At 64.8% G+C, this 16,090-nt stretch carries 18 protein-coding genes; 12 read left to right on the top strand and 6 right to left on the bottom strand.

Annotated features, from left to right (window positions below):
- The first annotated feature begins 2 nt into the window (after positions 1–2).
- From ACNO8X_RS27085 to ACNO8X_RS27075, 3 genes are all read left to right on the top strand, one after another.
- Positions 3–1,547 carry an acyl-CoA synthetase gene (locus tag ACNO8X_RS27085; RefSeq protein WP_418003502.1) on the top strand — a complete coding sequence of 515 codons (1,545 nt, stop codon included), beginning with the start codon at positions 3–5 and terminating at the stop codon, positions 1,545–1,547.
- A gap of 16 nt (positions 1,548–1,563) precedes the next feature.
- Positions 1,564–2,103, top strand: a complete 540-nt coding sequence (locus tag ACNO8X_RS27080) for a TetR/AcrR family transcriptional regulator (RefSeq protein ID WP_418003501.1) — start codon at positions 1,564–1,566, stop codon at positions 2,101–2,103.
- A gap of 84 nt (positions 2,104–2,187) precedes the next feature.
- The gene (locus tag ACNO8X_RS27075) at positions 2,188–2,751 is read left to right on the top strand and encodes a TetR/AcrR family transcriptional regulator (protein ID WP_418003500.1); all 564 of its coding nucleotides are present in this window, start codon (positions 2,188–2,190) and stop codon (positions 2,749–2,751) included.
- Between the two features lie 23 nt (positions 2,752–2,774).
- Here ACNO8X_RS27075 and ACNO8X_RS27070 read toward each other — a convergent pair whose 3' ends face one another.
- The 4 genes from ACNO8X_RS27070 to ACNO8X_RS27055 all read right to left on the bottom strand — a co-directional run bounded on the left by ACNO8X_RS27070 (position 2,775) and on the right by ACNO8X_RS27055 (position 4,913).
- Entirely contained in the window at positions 2,775–3,047 is a 273-nt protein-coding gene (locus ACNO8X_RS27070; RefSeq protein ID WP_418003499.1) for a cytochrome C oxidase subunit IV family protein, read from the bottom strand.
- A 2-nt stretch (positions 3,048–3,049) separates the two neighbouring features.
- Entirely contained in the window at positions 3,050–3,679 is a 630-nt protein-coding gene (locus ACNO8X_RS27065) for a cytochrome c oxidase subunit 3 family protein (protein ID WP_418003498.1), read from the bottom strand.
- Positions 3,672–4,013, bottom strand: coding sequence for a hypothetical protein (locus tag ACNO8X_RS27060; RefSeq protein ID WP_418003497.1), 342 nt, complete (start codon positions 4,011–4,013; stop codon positions 3,672–3,674). The genes ACNO8X_RS27065 and ACNO8X_RS27060 overlap by 8 nt, the downstream gene beginning before the upstream one ends.
- 102 nt (positions 4,014–4,115) lie before the next feature.
- Entirely contained in the window at positions 4,116–4,913 is a 798-nt protein-coding gene (locus ACNO8X_RS27055; RefSeq protein ID WP_418003496.1) for an SDR family NAD(P)-dependent oxidoreductase, read from the bottom strand.
- Between the two features lie 185 nt (positions 4,914–5,098).
- On the opposite strand from ACNO8X_RS27055, the gene ACNO8X_RS27050 reads away from it, so the two are divergent.
- Genes ACNO8X_RS27050 through ACNO8X_RS27040 form a run of 3 tightly spaced genes read left to right on the top strand, consistent with a single transcriptional unit; the run spans position 5,099 to position 9,314 of the window.
- The gene (locus ACNO8X_RS27050) at positions 5,099–5,959 is read left to right on the top strand and encodes an SDR family oxidoreductase (protein WP_418003495.1); all 861 of its coding nucleotides are present in this window, start codon (positions 5,099–5,101) and stop codon (positions 5,957–5,959) included.
- A gap of 11 nt (positions 5,960–5,970) precedes the next feature.
- Positions 5,971–7,590 carry a class I adenylate-forming enzyme family protein gene (locus ACNO8X_RS27045; protein WP_418003494.1) on the top strand — a complete coding sequence of 540 codons (1,620 nt, stop codon included), beginning with the start codon at positions 5,971–5,973 and terminating at the stop codon, positions 7,588–7,590.
- The gene (locus ACNO8X_RS27040) at positions 7,587–9,314 is read left to right on the top strand and encodes a class I adenylate-forming enzyme family protein (protein ID WP_418003493.1); all 1,728 of its coding nucleotides are present in this window, start codon (positions 7,587–7,589) and stop codon (positions 9,312–9,314) included. Before ACNO8X_RS27045 ends, ACNO8X_RS27040 begins: the two co-directional genes overlap by 4 nt.
- Here ACNO8X_RS27040 and ACNO8X_RS27035 read toward each other — a convergent pair.
- The gene (locus ACNO8X_RS27035; RefSeq protein ID WP_418003492.1) at positions 9,311–10,333 is read right to left on the bottom strand and encodes an MBL fold metallo-hydrolase; all 1,023 of its coding nucleotides are present in this window, start codon (positions 10,331–10,333) and stop codon (positions 9,311–9,313) included. The genes ACNO8X_RS27040 and ACNO8X_RS27035 overlap by 4 nt on opposite strands.
- 81 nt (positions 10,334–10,414) lie before the next feature.
- Between ACNO8X_RS27035 and ACNO8X_RS27030 the strand changes: the two genes are divergently transcribed.
- On the top strand, positions 10,415–11,284 hold the full coding sequence (locus ACNO8X_RS27030; protein WP_418003491.1) for an HpcH/HpaI aldolase/citrate lyase family protein: 870 nt from the start codon (positions 10,415–10,417) through the stop codon (positions 11,282–11,284).
- Positions 11,281–12,495 (top strand): enoyl-CoA hydratase-related protein, encoded by a 1,215-nt coding sequence (locus tag ACNO8X_RS27025; protein ID WP_418003490.1) that lies wholly within the window; start codon positions 11,281–11,283, stop codon positions 12,493–12,495. Before ACNO8X_RS27030 ends, ACNO8X_RS27025 begins: the two co-directional genes overlap by 4 nt.
- A gap of 1 nt (position 12,496) precedes the next feature.
- Here the strand turns inward: ACNO8X_RS27025 and ACNO8X_RS27020 are convergent, their stop codons facing one another.
- Positions 12,497–13,177, bottom strand: coding sequence for a TetR family transcriptional regulator (locus ACNO8X_RS27020; RefSeq protein WP_418003489.1), 681 nt, complete (start codon positions 13,175–13,177; stop codon positions 12,497–12,499).
- Between the two features lie 159 nt (positions 13,178–13,336).
- On the opposite strand from ACNO8X_RS27020, the gene ACNO8X_RS27015 reads away from it, so the two are divergent.
- From ACNO8X_RS27015 to ACNO8X_RS27000, 4 genes are read left to right on the top strand one after another with little or no spacing between them, the layout of a single operon-like run.
- Positions 13,337–13,789: a MaoC family dehydratase gene (locus ACNO8X_RS27015; RefSeq protein WP_418003488.1), complete on the top strand. Its 453-nt coding sequence runs from the start codon at positions 13,337–13,339 to the stop codon at positions 13,787–13,789.
- Positions 13,786–14,526 carry an enoyl-CoA hydratase/isomerase family protein gene (locus tag ACNO8X_RS27010; protein WP_418003487.1) on the top strand — a complete coding sequence of 247 codons (741 nt, stop codon included), beginning with the start codon at positions 13,786–13,788 and terminating at the stop codon, positions 14,524–14,526. The genes ACNO8X_RS27015 and ACNO8X_RS27010 overlap by 4 nt, the downstream gene beginning before the upstream one ends.
- The gene (locus ACNO8X_RS27005) at positions 14,519–15,313 is read left to right on the top strand and encodes an enoyl-CoA hydratase/isomerase family protein (RefSeq protein ID WP_418003486.1); all 795 of its coding nucleotides are present in this window, start codon (positions 14,519–14,521) and stop codon (positions 15,311–15,313) included. Before ACNO8X_RS27010 ends, ACNO8X_RS27005 begins: the two co-directional genes overlap by 8 nt.
- 1 nt (position 15,314) lies before the next feature.
- Positions 15,315–16,088, top strand: coding sequence for an enoyl-CoA hydratase/isomerase family protein (locus ACNO8X_RS27000; protein WP_418003485.1), 774 nt, complete (start codon positions 15,315–15,317; stop codon positions 16,086–16,088).
- Positions 16,089–16,090 lie beyond the last annotated feature (2 nt).

Here is a 16,090-nt window from a genome sequence, read left to right as displayed (position 1 = left end):
CTATGTTCCCAGGGACGCACGCACTGACGACGCCCGACAAGGCGGCCGTCATCATGGCTGAATCAGGGCGCACCGTCAGCTACCGCGAACTCGATGACAGCTCGCGCCAACTCGCCGTCGCATTGGCTGATCTCGGGCTCGTCAAGGGTGACGTCATCGCAATGCTCAGCGACAACGCCGCCGAGTGCTTCACCATCTACTGGGCGGCCCTGCGGTCTGGGCTGTACCTGACCGCGGTGAACTTCCACCTCACGGCCGACGAGGTCGCCTACATCGTCGACGACTGCGAAGCCAAGGTGCTGATCGCCGCCGGTGGGCTGGGAGAGTTGGCCGAGCAGGTGCGGGTCCTGGTCCCCGGCGTCGAACACGCCTACACGTTCGGTGGCGATCTGACCGGATTCGGCTCGTACGCAGACCTTTTGGCGTCAGCCGGTGACCGAACGCTCGCCGACCAGCCGCGCGGCAGCGACATGCTGTACTCGTCGGGCACCACCGGGCGTCCGAAGGGGATCAAACCGCCGCTGCTGCCGATTCAGGTCGACGAGCCGGGAGACCCGATCACCGGGCTGCTGAGCACTGCGTTCGGCGTGACCGCTGATGATGTCTATCTGTCTCCCGCGCCGATCTACCACGCCGCACCGCTGCGCTGGTGCGGCGCGATCCAAGCGCACGGCGGCACCGTCGTGGTGCTGGAGAGGTTCAAGGCCGACCGCACGCTGGCCGCGATTCAGCAGTACCGGGCGACCGCCATCCAGGTGGTGCCGACGATGTTCGTCCGCATGCTGCAAATGTCGGAAGAGGATCGCACGTCGTACGGCCTGTCGAGTCTGCGCTTGGCAATCCACGCTGCCGCACCATGTCCCCCCGATGTGAAGCAGGCGATGATCGATTGGTGGGGACCGATTCTCGTCGAGTACTACTCGTCGACGGAGGCGTGCGGGTTCACCGTCATAAACTCCCACGAGTGGCTGGCCAAGCGCGGATCAGTCGGCCGCAGCATGCTGGGGCCGGTCCACATCTGCGGTGACGATGGCGCTGAATTGCCGGTTGGCGAACCAGGATTGGTGTACTTCGAGCGCGACATCCGGCCGTTCGAGTATCACAACGACCCGGCCAAGACCAAGGAAGCCGAGCATCCGGCGCACTCGAACTGGACGACGGTGGGAGACGTCGGCTACATCGACGCGGACGGTTATCTCTTTCTGACAGATCGGAAGTCGTTCATGATCATCTCCGGTGGGGTGAACATTTATCCGCAGGAAGTGGAGGACGCACTCGCCCTGCACCCTGCGGTGTTCGATGTGGCCGTCATCGGGGTACCGGATCCGGCCATGGGTCAACAAGTCAAGGCGGTGGTCCAGCTGCGCGAGGGGGTGGAGCCCAGCGACGAATTGGCCGAGCTGCTCATCGCGCATTCCCGGAGCAAGGTGGCGGCGTTCAAGACGCCCAAGACCGTCGACTTCGTCGAGAGCCTGCCACGTACGCCGACGGGAAAGCTGGTCAAGCGGACGCTGGTGCAGCGATACGCGGCCGCTCCGGCCGGCTGATGCGATGAGGCGAATCGTGAGCGTCGACGATTACTTCGACGCGGCGATCGAACTGCTTGTGACGGAGGGGCCGGGCAGCATCAAGGTCGGCTCGCTGTGTTCGTCGTTGGGCGTGACGACTGGGTCGTTTTATGGTTACTTCCGGGGGCTGGAAGATTTCGTCGCAGCGCTGCTGGCTGCCCGTTTGTCGACGCAGAACCGGCGACTGGCCGAACTGACCGCCAGTCGTGTGTTGCCCGAGATGCGGATGGCGCAGCTGCGGGAAGTCGCGCGGGATGTTCCGCACCACGCCGAGGCCGCGTTGCGGACGTGGGCGGCAGGCAATCGGGCCGTGGCACGGCTGCAGCAACGCCTCGATGAGGAGCGGGTTGCCACTCTCGTCGAATTCCTTCGTCCCATCGTGGTCTCGCCCGAGGTGGCGGCGCGGCTCGGCGACTTCGGGATGGTCTTCCTGATCGGGTGGCAACATCGTCACGCCGGCGCCTGCGGTCCGGAGTTCGACGTCATGTTCGACCACTTCGAGGCAGTCATACGCCAATGCGCGTGGGCTGGGTAGCTGCACGTCGGCCGCAAATGTAAGGATCATTACATCGAACCGGCGCAGAGCCGGTGACTTGTTGAACCCGCGGGAGGAATTGCCGTGCGCCTCTTGGTTACACGTGAGCAGTATTTCGACGCAGCCATGACGTTGTTGGCCACCGATGGCGTCGGCAAGCTGAAGATCGCCACGTTGTGTGGGGCCCTCAATGTCACGACCGGATCGTTCTACGGGTACTTCGGCAGTCTCGACGGATTCGTCGCCGAATTCCTCGCCTATTGGGAAGAGACCCAGACTGAGCGGTTGGGGCAGTTGGTTGGCGTCCCAGGAGATCTCGCCGCGCGAGTCCACCTGCTGAAGCGCCTGACCGCAGGGCTTCCCCATTCCGCGGAAGCCGCGATACGCGGCTGGGCCCATTCCGACGCTCAGGTCGCAGCCGCCCAGAAGCGGGTGGACGACCGTCGCATCGACATCGTCACCAACCTCCTCGCACCCGCCGTCGGGTCGCGCCGGGAAGCAGCGACCCTGGCGATAATGGGTGTGACACTGCTGATCGGGATCCAGCAGTGGCGTTCACCGGTGACCACAAGGGATTTCAACCGGATCTTCAACGAATATGAAAAGGTGCTGTTCGCCCGGATGACCGGCGACGAGAGCATCGCGTAGCGGCCCGGTCAGTCGGCTCGCCTTCAGGCCAGCAGATACATCACCGACAGCACCCCGAGCAGTACGAGGCAGAAGAACTCGAAGAGGCCACGCAACGCCCACGGTGCCGCGCGGAGCTCCATGAAGTAGAGGCCGACCAGGCGCGCCTTGAAGACGGCCACCACGAAGATCGCCAGGCTCGCTGCCACGTGCGCGCCGCCGCTCGCTGTCTGACTCCCGATCACCCATTGGGCCAGTGTCAGCGCAACGAGAACCGCCCAGGCCAGCGACGCCTTGCTCAGTACCAGGGTCGCCATGATCAGTGCACCAGGAAGACGAGCGGAAAGATGATGAGCCACAACAGGTCCACCATGTGCCAAAAACACCCGCCGCCCTCGAAGACCGCAACCTGAGTTCGCGTGGTCTCGGTTCTGCGCGCGAACCGCCACAGCACCAGCAGCACGATCAGTCCGACGATCACGTGGACGAGGTGCAATCCGGTCAGCGCGAAGTAGTAGAGGAAGAACTCGTTGGTGTTCGGCGTGATACCTGCCGCGACCTTGGTGCGGTACTCGATGAGCTTTACGATCACGAAACAGGAGCCCACGAGTGCGCCCGCCAAGGTGAGGCGGGCGGCCAGGTGTCGAAATTGCGTACTTCGCATTGCCCTGACCGCCAATACGATCAACATGGAGCTGCAGAGCAGCACCAGTGTGTTGGCCACTCCCAGAGTCCGGTTCAGGGCCAGTTGAGACTCCGCGAACAGCGCCCGGTTGTGGCTGCGGCTGTTCAGGTACGCGCCGAACAACATCGTGAAAAGCAGCATGTCGCCGAAGATCAAGACCCAAACCCCTTGTTCGCCAGGCACATGTTTGGCCGGTGGGCAGGGGTGCGCGGTCGGTTCGACCGGACGAGGACGCGTCGCGACGGTGCGGCTGCCGTCAGGCAACTCCGGCACCTTCGAGCTCTCGGTCTTCGGCCTCCAGTCGCTGCAATGCCGCGCGGGTCAACGGCACCATGGCAAAGAGGTAGACGAAGAACATGACGAAGACGAGCCAGAAGGTGATCAAACCCTGCCAAGCGAATGGCCCACGGGTCATGAACGAGATCATCGTCGTCGAGATGAACGTCGCACACGTGAAGAATCCCACCCAGGCGATCCACGAAGGGAACAGTGGCTCTTGCCGCTTGTCGGTCAGCATGGCGAAACCGATTGCGCCCCATTGGATGGTGAAGATCATGAATGGCGGGTCGAAGATGAACCAGCCGAGGTCATACAACATCTGAATGTTCTCGTTGGATCGGACACCCGGGCGAAAGGCCTACGACGTGCTGGGTTCATGGTGGAACTCCTTGTTGAGGTGGCAGAGGTCAGCGCTGTGCGGTCAGGGCATCGTGTAGCCGCCGCTGACCGAGATCAGCTGCCCGGTCACCTGTCGTGCGGCGAAGGGTGACGAGAACCATGCCACCGCGCGGCCGACGTCCTCGGCCGTCGTCAAGCGGCGCATCGGGGTGTCCTTGAGCATGAACTCGATCTGCTTGGGGTTGAAAACGTCGTCCTGCCCGACCGCCCACAGACTCGAAGCGCCGATGGCCTCGGGTCCGTCGGGCACGACGAGCCCGGGGCAGACGACATTCGAGCGGATCCCGTGCCGCCCGTGTTCACGTGCGGTGGTGCGGGCCAACGCCACCATGGCGGCCTTTGACGCGCCATAAACGCCTTGCCGAATCTGTCCGAAAGCGGCATCGCTGGCGATGAAGACGATCGACCCGCAGCCGGCGTCCCGCATCGGACCGATCGCAGCCTGGGTGGCGGCCAGCGCGCTGAAGAAGTTGATCTCCATCGTGCGTTGCCATTTCACGCGGTCGGTGTCGGTGGCCACGAAGCCGGGGACGCTCCACCCCGCATTGTTCACCAGGACGTCCACGCCACCCCAGGCATCGACGGCGCGGCCGACTGCCGACTCGGCGCTACCGGGCACGGTGAGATCGGCTATGACCACTTCGACCTCAGCGGCGCCGAGCGCGAGCGCCTCGGCGCGAACGCGCTCGGCCTGCGCCGCGTCGATGTCGTTCAGCACGATCCGGGCGCCCTCTGCGGCGAAGACGTGCACGATGCCCCGACCGATGTTGGAGGCCCCGCCGGTGATGACGACGCGGGCGTCCGCCAGTCCCAGGTCCACGACGATCCTTTCTGACCACGGTGTTCGCTCCGCGGATTTAATTTAGAATAGAAATATTGATTAGATTTGTCTACCTATCAACTGGGTTGAATCACCCACGTAGGGATTGCAGACCTGACCTTGACGCTCCGTTACTTTTGAATCTAGATTCAATAGAGAAGGCAATGGAGCAGAGGGAGCAGGTCGTGGCAGGAGTGCGGGACAGGGTCATCGTCGTGACGGGTGCGGGAGGCGGGCTGGGGCGTTCATATGCCCGATTCCTCGCTGCACACGGCGCACTGGTCGTCGTCAACGACCTTGGGGGAGCGCGGGACGGTTCTGGCGCCGGGACCTCGATGGCTGACTCGGTTGTCGACGAGATTCGCACTGCGGGTGGGCGGGCCGTCGCGAACTATTCGTCGGTGGCCGATCCGGACGGTGCGGCCGAAATCATCCACACCGCCTTGTCGGAGTTCGGTGCTGTTCACGGCGTCATCAGCAATGCGGGCATTCTGCGCGACGGTGCCTTCCACAAGATGACGCAGGATAACTGGGACGCCGTCATGCAGGTCCATCTCTACGGTGGCTACCACGTCATCCGGGCTGCCTGGCCGCACCTGCGCGAACAGAACTACGGACGTGTTGTGGTGGCGACCTCGACCAGCGGTCTGTACGGCAACTTTGGTCAGGCGAACTACGGGGCGGCCAAAGCCGGACTGGTCGGATTGATCAACACCCTGGCAATCGAGGGCCGAAAGTACGGCATCACCGCGAATGCCGTTGCGCCGCTGGCGGCAACCCGGATGACCGCCGACATCGGGTCCGCAGAATTGCTCGACAAGCTCGATCCGGAGCTCGTTGCCCCGGCGGTCGGATACTTGGCATCTGCGGAAAACAGCGACACGGGTTCGGTTTTCGTCGTCGGCGGTGGGCTCGTCCAGCGAGTGGCGCAGTTCCAGAACGCCGGTGTCAGCTTCTCATCGGCACCGGACCTCTCGACGATCACGGACCGGTGGTCGGAGATCAACGACATGTCCGGGGCGACCCTCGGCAGCAATCCGGTGTGAGGGGCGGCTCGGTGGCAGGAATAGCGCTGACGGAGTCTTACTGGTCGGCCGACCACAGTGTGCCACTTGTCGATTTCACCGTGGGTGGACTACTGGCGGATCGGGCTGCGCAGCACCCGGACCGTGAAGCGATCGTGGCCGTGCGGCACGGTACCGAGAACCTGGCCCGCTTGACCTATCGCGAGTTGTTCGACGAGGCGTGCCGGGTGGCCACCGGCCTACGGCGTATCGCGCAGCCCGGCGACTACGTGGCACTGTGGGCGCCCAACGTCCTGGAATGGACAACCATCCAATATGGTGCCGCGTTGGCCGGCGTGGTTCTCGTCGCGCTCAATCCGGTCCTGCCGGCCGCAGACCTCGAGTATGCGTTGCGTCATTGCGGCGCAGTCGTATTGCTTCACGCCGACGCCAGTCGCGGACACGCCATGGCGGAAGTCGCAGGCCAGGTGTGCGAGAGAATTTCGGGGCTTCGCCGAATATCGTTGTCGGACAGCGCCGTCTGGCGACCCGATGACATTGACCATGACGTCATCGCACGTGCCCCTGTTGATCCGGACCGCCCGGTCATGCTGCAGTACACGTCGGGCACCACAGGGCGGCCGAAGGGCGTCTTGCTCACTCATCACGCACTGGTGAATGTGGCGAAGTTGACGATGGAGGCTGCTGGAATCGGCACGGCGGCCGTATGTGTGAACCCGCTGCCGTTGTTTCATACCGCCGGATGCGTGATCGCGACCCTCGGTCCGCTCTGGGTGGGTGGCACCGAGATCGTCTGCGAACGATTCGTCGCACATGCGGTACTCGACATACTGCGGGCCGAGGAAGCCTCGGTACTGTTCTACGTGCCGACCATACTCAGCGCGCTGCTGGCCGCGCAGGAGGTCAGTCGGCAACGACCGCCACCATTGCGCGTGATCATGGGCGGTGCCGCTATGGTGTCCCCGCACTTGATCGACAGCGCCGCAGCAGTTTTCGGCGCCGGTGTGTTCAATCTCTACGGTCAGACCGAGCTGGCCCCCGTGCTGACAATGACCCGGCCGACGGACACTCGCGATGAGCGCCTGTCCACGGTCGGCCGGCCGTTGCCCCAGGTTGATTGCAAGATTGTCGATCCGGAAACCGGATGTACAGCACCCGTCGGCCAGATCGGGGAGATCTGCGCGCGGGGCTATCAGCAATTTGTCGAGTACCTGCACGACCCCGATGCCACTGCACTTGCGCTCGACCCGGACAACTTCGTCCGCACCGGTGATCTCGGAACCATGGACTCACGAGGGTTCTTGTCCGTCACGGGCCGTCTGAAGGAATTGATCATTCGCGGCGGCGAGAACATCGCTCCAGCGGAGATCGAACATGCCGTCGCTGTCCATGACGATGTGAGTGAGGCCGTCGCGGTGGGCCTGCCCGACGAGCGGCTCGGCGAGATCGTCGCCGTGGTGTGTCGGTTGACCAACCCAGCTCACCTCGATCTCAGAACCGATCTGGTCGATCATGTACGCGACCGCCTGCCCGCATACAAAGTGCCGGCCCGGTGGTTCGTCGTCGACACATACCCGACCACAGCGACCGGCAAGGTGCAACGCCATGCGCTGACGGCGGCGATCAGGCGCGGTGAACTACGCGAACTATGAGCGATACCAATGCGATAGCGGCCCGGCGCGACGAACTGTTGGCGCGCTTTCCCACCTGGCGTGAACGTACGTTGGATGGCTGGCTCGATGACTGCGCTGCCCGGTATGCCTCGCGTCCGTTTGTGCTGTCCGACGATGATTGCCTGACCTATGAGCAGGTTGCCGTCGAATCGCGGCGGTTGGCGGCGGGTTTGATGGCACTCGGAGTGCGACCGGGCGACCGAGTTGGCCTGGTCATGGCCAACTATCCGGAATTCGTGACGGTGAAATTTGCGATCGCCCGGGTCGGGGCCATCGCGGTGCCGTTCAACTACCTGTACCGCCGCGACGAATTGGCGTTCGTGCTCGGTGATTCCGGGTGCCGGGTGTTGGTCACCATGACCGGTTTCGGGGAACTGGACTATCAGTCGATGTTGGACGACATCGTTCCCGGCTGGGATCACGACGATTTTGCGGGCCGCGCCGATTCGTCCGACTCGCTCGCCGCGCTGCGTCATGTCGTCATCCTCGAAACCGACCGTCCGCGCCGAGCGGGCGTGCGGTCGGTGGCGGACCTCGCCGAGCTGGGCGCGGACACGGCGGATCATGTGCTCTCCCAGAGCGATCCGCGCGCACCCGGCGACATCCTCTACACCTCGGGAACGACGGGGTCGCCCAAGGGCGTGGTCACCTCACACGACGGTGTCCTGCGCACGGCATTCGCATCTGCGCTGACACGTGCATATGAGGATGGCCGGCGAATCCTGTTCTCGTTGCCGTGTTATCACATGTTCGGTTACGTCGAGGGTCTGCTGTCGGTGATGTTCGTGGGCGGGGCCGCGGTTTTGCAGCCGAGGTTCACTGCCGAAGGGTATTTCCGAGGGATTCAACAGCATCGCGCGACCGACATCCTCTGTGTGCCGACTATGGCAGTGGCCATGGTGGAGAGCCCGGCTCGGTCGAGCTTCGATCTCTCCACCCTGTCCGCGATCCTGTGCGGTTCGGCGCCCGCACCGATTTGGTTGTGGCAGCAGATCGAACGTGACTTCGGCGTGAGTGAGATCGTCACCGGCTACGGGATGACCGAATGCGGCGGTGCCATGACCCTCACGTTGCCCGAGGACGCGCTGTCCTTGACCTCGGAGACGGTCGGTCGCCCGAAACTGGCCGGTGCTGCTGGTGTCCCGGGCACCGACGCATTGGTCACCTACCGGGTGGTGGACCCCACCACCGGTGCCGATGTCGAGGCCGGCGTCGAAGGGGAACTGTTGTCGAGCGGGCCGTCCACCATGCTCGGATACTGGAACCGTGCGGCCGAAACGTCCGCCGCGCTCCGCCTGGGCTGGTTGTGGTCGGGTGACCTCGGCTGCCGACGCGCAGATGGCTACCTGCAGGTCACCGGCCGTAGTAAAGACATGTACAAAAGCGGCGGAGAATTGGTGATGCCCAAGGAGATTGAAGATCTCCTCGCTGGTCACCCCGACATCAGCCAGGTCTTCGCGATGGGATTGACCGACGATCGCTGGGGCGAGATCGGTTGTGTGGTCGTGGTTCCGGTGCCGGAAGGTATCATCACCGAGCAGCAGGTCTTGGCTATCTGCCGCGCCAACCTCGCCCGTTTCAAAGTGCCGAAACGCGTCGTGTTCTACCGCGCGGACCAGCTGCCGACGACCCTGACCGGCAAGGTGCAGAAATTCCGCCTCGTGCAGCAGTTGCGTTCCGGCGGTGCCGCGTTCACTGACTAGGCGACGGCGAACACGGTGACACCCGCTTCGGCCCGACTGGACAGCACGTGTTGTGTGGCAAGCAGATCCAGATGAGCGGCGACCTCGAGCACAGCCGTCATCTGATGCACGACGTCGAGTTCGTCGAGTCTGCGTTCATGCCGTGTCCAGCGCATCTGCGCCGCAATCTCAAACGCTGTGGACGAGCCGGCGGCCACGAATTCGGCGACGCGCGCCAGCCGTTCGCGGTGATGATGGAGCAGTTCTTGAGCGCGATCGCCGGTGCGCCGGTCCGCTGGGCCGTGCGCCGGCAGCATCCGGGACTGCGGCAGTTGGAGGAACAACCGCAGCGAGGACAGGTAGGACCGCAGGGGCAATGCCTCGGGCGCTCGTTCGAAAGCTATCGAGGGTGTGATCCGGGGCAGCAGATGGTCGCCGGTGAACACCATCCGGTGGTCGACGTCATCGAAGACCATGTGCCCGCGGGTGTGGCCCGGAGTGAACCGTGCGACGACCGACGCACCGCCACAGTCGATCACATCACCATCCATCAACCACCGGTCCGGCCGCGTGAACGCGATACCGCGTTCGTACGGTTCCCACGCCAGCTCTTCGACGGCACGTGCGAGGTGGGGTGCTCCGCTGGTCCTGAGCATCCCGACCTGCGTCGGATGAACGCCGGCCAGCGCCGAGAAGGCGTCGATGCTGTGCCGCTCTTCGTATCCCAGCATCAATTCCGCGTCGTAGGTGCCGCTCCAACGCAGGGCGAGCGAATAGTGGTCCCAATGTTGGTGGGTCACCAGGATTTGTCTGACGTCGGAAGGCCCGGCATCGATCCGGCGGAGAGCATCGATCAATACGGCTTCGGAATGCGCGTAATCCCAACCGGGGTCGATGAGGGTGACACCGTCGCCGCCGAGAATGAGGTACGCGTTGACCGACGTGAGGTCGGGCAGCGGCAATGGCAGCGGCACCCGGATCACGTGATCGGCGATCAGTTCGTGTGGGGGCCCGACACCTGAGGTACTTAGGGCGTGCATCTCGGCGTCCTCCGGGTGGTTTCACGTGCAACAAATTTAATTTAACACAGATTTGAAAAAGGTGTTAGGCTGCGCGTCACGATGGAACGACGCATTGAGAACCTCCGTTGCGCACGCAGTGTGCTGTTCGTGCCGGGCGATCGTCCCGACCGATTCGCCAAGGCCGCCGCATGCGGGGCCGATCTCGTCGTGTTCGACCTCGAGGACGCGGTGGCGCCGGCCGCGAAGAGTGCTGCTCGTGACGCGGTGGATCGATGGCTCGGTACCGGACGGCAAGCCGTCGTCCGGATCAACGGGACCGGCACCCCGTGGTTTGACGACGACGTCGCCATGGCGGCGGCGCACCACTGCGCCGCAATGTTGCCGAAAACCTCCAGCGCGGAACATGTCTCGACGGTCGCACGCCGGCTGCCCAGCCGAATCCCGTTGATCGCGCTCATCGAGACGGCGTCGGGCGTCCTGGCGGCCGGGGAGATCTGTGCAGCCAATCGGATCGCCGCCGTGGCTTTCGGAAGTATCGATCTCAGCGCGGAACTCGGCATTCGTCCCGACGATCGACAGGCACTGCTTCATGCGCGCAGCTCTGTCGTACTCGCGGCCGCTGCCGCGCGGCGACCCGCACCATGGGACGGGGTGAGCACTGCCGTGCACGACGACGAGGCGGTCCGCGCCGACGCGGCCCACGCCGGGCAATTGGGGTTCGGAGGCAAGCTGTGCATCCACCCCCGGCAGGTGGCGATCGTCAACGCTGAGTTCCAGCCCTCGTCGGCGGAACAGGCCTGGGCGCAGCGCGTCCTGGACGCTGCGGCGGGCAGCGGGGGAGCGGCATGCGTCGTCGATGGCTGCATGGTCGACAAACCCGTGATCGACAGGGCTGTCCGGCTCTTGGCGCGGGTCCGCAACGAGGAACCGCTGCAGTCGGGCGGCCAATTGGAAGGAAAACTGCATTGACCGGGACTGACTCCACATTGACCGCCAATGCCGATGCCGCGCAACGGTTGTACGAGGCATTGCGCGGGGGCGACCGAGACACCCTCGCAGTTCTGTTGCATCCGGAGTTCGTCGGCCACACCACAGCGGGCCTACCGCTGGACCTCGGTGGCGAGCACTCGGGGCCTGACGAGATGCAACGGGATTTCTGGTGGCGGATCGGGCGTCACTACGTGGCAGAGGCGCATCCCGATGACATGCGCCGCCTGGATGACGGCCGGCTGTTCGTGCGCGGCCGGTACCGCGGTCACGGGCGGGAGTCTGGTGGCCCGCTGGACGCCGAGTTCATTCATGTCCTGACGTTCGCAACCGATGGCACGATCGTGCGGCTCGATCAGCTCACCGACAGCGCATCTTGGGTTGCCGCACTGGAACCGGCGGGCGGACCACGAGTGATCGAGTATTCGGTGAGCGGCGGCGTCGCCACCATCTGCCTGAACCGGCCCGAGGCGCGCAACGCCATCGACATGCGAATGGGTGAAGAAACCCTTCGCGTCGCCCAGCTGGTCGCCGAAGACCCGACCGTGCGGGCAGTGCTCATCTGCGGCAACGGACCGGCGCTGACGGTCGGCGGCGACATCGACTACTTCCTCACCACACCCCCCGATCGCTTCGGTTCGCTGTTCGCTCGCATGACCACCCCGTTTCACGAAGCGTTCCGGATTTTGAGCCGAATCGACGCGCCGATCGTGACCGCGGCGCATGGCGCTGTCGCCGGCGGCGGCCTCGGTTACGTATATGCCGCCGATCTCGTCGTCGCCGCCGAAGGCACGAAGTTCGTGACCGGATTTGCCGATCTCGGCCTTTCCGGCGACGGTGGCGGCACGTGGCATCTGCCACGCCTGATCGGTGCACGGCGAGCTGCCGAGGTGTACCTGCGCAATGCCCCGATCGGCGCGGACGATGCGCTGCGCTGGGGGATGGTCAATGCGGTGGTTCCTGCGGACGAACTGCGTTCGCAGGCGACGCGCCTGGCTGCGGACCTGGCCGCCGGGCCCACGCGCGCCTACGGACGCATGCGCGCGTTGTTGCGTGAGACCTGGAGCCGCGACCTGTCCGAACAGCTGCTCGCAGAGACCGAGGGGATGCGAGCGTTGGGCGGAAGCGCCGACGCTGCCGACGCCATCACCGCGTTCGTCGCGAAGCGAAAGCCGCGCTTCACCGGCAGATGAGTTACTTGGCGCGTTTGTGACGCGGCGATACGTCCTCGTCGGCGCCGGGTGCGGCGATGGCGTTGCGGACGAACGTCGTCGCGTTGCGGACGACCGAGTCCACCGACCCGCGGCGGGGTGTCCACCATTCGGCCGCCCAGTTGAGCGATCCGATGATCAGGAGCTGTGCGACCGTCAGATCGAGATCGTCGCGGAGCTGGCCCTCGGCATGGGCTGCCCTGAGGAGCTTGCGCCAAATGGCGGAGTAGGTGGCCTCCTCTGCCAGCTGCCGGGCCCGCAGGTGCTCGGGGACCTGGCCGCTGTTGCGGATCGACGCGGTGGCGTAGTCGGACAGTTCGAGTTCGTGGCGCAGATGTGTCTCGACGGCGACGAGAATCCGGTCCAGTGGCGAGGTTTCGGAGGACAGCTCGTCGAGCACCGTCTGCAGGTGCCGCGCCATGTCGGCGATGCCGCTCCACATCACCTCTTCGATCAGGTCTTCGCGGGAGGGGAAGTAGTAGTAGATCGCCGGCGCCTGCAGTTCCGCGTGCTCGGCGACATCGGTCAGCCGAGTGCCCGCGTAGCCCTTGGTGCTCAGCACGTGCGCGGCGGCATCGAGGATGCGTCGACGGGTGCGCGCTGACTTCGAGTCCGCGTCGCTACCGTCCTCCGGCGCCGCGGCCTGGGCCGATTTTCTAGCCATCGTTCAACTATATGGGAAACGGTAGGCAAATCTCCGCAGGGTGTGCGGGTGGTCGTCGGGGCCGGTCTCCATCGTCGACGGGCGCGGTCGAGCGCGATTGACGGGTCCGCGAGTTCTAATCTATATTCAAAAATCAATGGACGCATGGAGGCGATGTGCATGAAGGTTTTCCAAAGTATCGATGAGTTTGCAGCGGCCGAGGGGACGTCGTTAGGGCCGACGGATTGGCTGACGATCGATCAGGAGCGCGTCAACAAGTTCGCCGATGCGACGGGTGACCACCAGTGGATCCATGTCGACCCAGAGCGGGCCGCGCAGGGGCCCTTCGGAACTGCGATCGCCCACGGGTTGCTGACCCTGTCGCTGACACCGGTGCTGGTACACGATCTCTACCGCGTTGAGGGGGTGCGGATGGCGGTGAATTACGGCTACAACAAGGTCCGCTTCGTCTCGCCGGTGCCGGTCGGTTCGAAGATTCGGGCTGCTGCCGTGGTCGGACCGGTGACGGTGGTGCCTGGCGGTGTCCAGGGCGAGCTGACGACGACCATCGAGATCGAGGGCTCCGACAAGCCGGCGTGTGTCGTCGAATCGATTGCGCGGTACTACTCGTGACGAAGCCGGTTCTGCTCGAGGTATCCGGCAAGGTGGCCACGGTCACCTTGAACCGGCCCGAGCAGCGCAACGCCATCACCGTCGCCCTCGGGGCTGCATTGGAAGATGCGTTGCACGAGGCCGCTGCCAGCGCTGACGTTGTCGTGGTGCGCGGTGCCGGCGGGAACTTCTGCGCAGGAGGGGATTTCCACGAGTTGGGACGTCTGCGCGCGCTCGGCCGCGCTGCAATGGCCGAGCTCTTCGACAACTTCCGGCGTGCCTGCGCGAGCATCGAAACGCTGCCTGTACCGGTGATCTGCGCGGTCGAAGGTTTCGCGACCGCCGGAGGCTTCGAACTCATCCAGGCAGCCGACATCGTGCTCCTGCACGAAAATGCCGTGCTTGCCGACATCCATGCGAAGTTCGGCCAGATTCCGGGTGGCGGCAGCACGCAGCGACTGCCGCGACTGGTCGGCCGGCAACGAGCACTCGCCCACATTCTCACCGCCGACAGCCTGACGGCCGCCCAAGCACTCGACTGGGGACTGGCGTACCGCGTGTTCGCGAGTGACGAATTCGACTCGGCGGTAACGGTTTTTGCCGAGCGGCTGGCGACCAGGGACCGCACTGCACTTGCGCGCAGCAAGGCCCTGATCTACCAGGGGCTGCGGCAACCGCTCGACGACGGATTGGCATTGGAGCGCGAGGCGGTGCTGGAACACGTCGCGATGACCGGAACAGGGGTGGGGCGTGGCTGAGCAATTGGTGCTTCTCGACGTCGCGGACGACGGCGTCGCGCGGTTGCGGCTGAACCGGCCCGAGGCCGCCAACGGCATGAATGTGCCTTTCCTGCAGGCACTGCACGCCGTGATCATGCAATGCCACGGCAATCCCGCCATCCGCGCCGTCGTTATCACCGGCGAAGGCAAGAACTTCTGCGCCGGCGGCGACGTTCGAACATTCGCGTCCAAGGGTGAGGCGCTGCCGGATTACCTGCGCGAGGCCACCGCATGGCTGCAGCTGGCCGTCGATGCACTGCTCCAGTTACAGGTACCGGTAATCGCCGGAGTGCACGGATTCGCCGCGGGCGGCGGCGGATTCGGGCTGGTCTGCGCATCGGATTTCGTCATCGCCACTGAATCCGCGAAGTTCATGTCGGGTGCGGTCCGTGTCGGGATGGCGCCCGACGCCGGTGTGTCGGTGACACTCACCCAACTTGTCGGGCTCCGCAAGGCCATGGAGATCGTGCTCACCAATCCGACGCTGTCGGCACAGCAGGCCCTCGACATCGGCCTGCTCACCAAGGTCGTGCCCGACGACCAGCTCGGTGATGAATTGAGTTCCTTTGCAGAACAATTCACCGATATGGCCCCCAAGGCGGTGGGTGCGACCAAGCGGCTGATGTGGGGCGGCCTGGGTGCCGGCGTGGTGCAGCGACTCGGCGAGGAGGCACGCACCGTGGCTGAGCTGTCCGGCACAGCAGACTCACGTGAAGGGCTGGCTGCCGTCATCGAACGGCGACCGCCCCGGTTCGTCGGGAAATGACATGGACGACGTCGTAACGGTCGCTGATCACGGGCACACCCGGGTCATCACGCTGAATCGGCCCGACCGGCGGAATGCGATCGACATACCACTGCGCGTGGCACTGGCCGGTCAACTCGAAGATGCCATGGCCGACAACAATATTCGGGCTGTCGTGCTGACGGGTGCGGGCGCGAGCTTCTGTGCCGGCGGTGACATTTCGACCATGCGCCGGATGCCGGAGACAGAGAGCCGGCCGCGTGCTCAAGCCGCCGCCCGGGTGGTTCGGGCCATCTGGACCGGCGGCACGCCGGTCGTCGCCGCGGTGGAAGGTGCCGCGTTCGGTGCCGGTGTCTCGCTGGCGCTGGCCTGCGATCGAGTGGTAGCCGCCGAGGACTCGGTGTTCTCCACGGCCTTCACAGGTGTCGGCCTGGCCGGCGACATGGGCATTTTCGCATCACTGCCCGCACGGGTCGGTCCGGCAAAGGCGCGGCAGCTGATGCTGTTGCCGCAGAAGCTGTCTGGCGCGGAAGCCTTTGAGCTCGGCCTCATCGATGCGCTCGTGCCGTCGGGTTCGACGCTGACATCGGCACTTGCTGACGCCGAGCGGATCTCGGCACTCGCGCCCCTTGCGGTTCGCGAGATCAAAGGGGCATTGACCCGTTGGCCCGGTGCGCCGCTGGCGATGCTCGACCACGAGGTCGACTTGGCAGTGCGCCTGTTCGACACCGAGGACTTCGACGAAGGCGTCGTCGCTTTCCATGACCGTCGTCCGCCCCGATTCCGGGGCTGCTGAGG

It is taken from the genome of Mycobacterium sp. PDNC021 (assembly GCF_048282635.1).
In the GTDB taxonomy this organism is placed as follows: Bacteria; Actinomycetota; Actinomycetes; order Mycobacteriales; family Mycobacteriaceae; genus Mycobacterium; species Mycobacterium llatzerense.
Note: the sequence above shows the minus strand (reverse complement) of the source record. Positions and strands in the feature narration are given on the sequence as shown.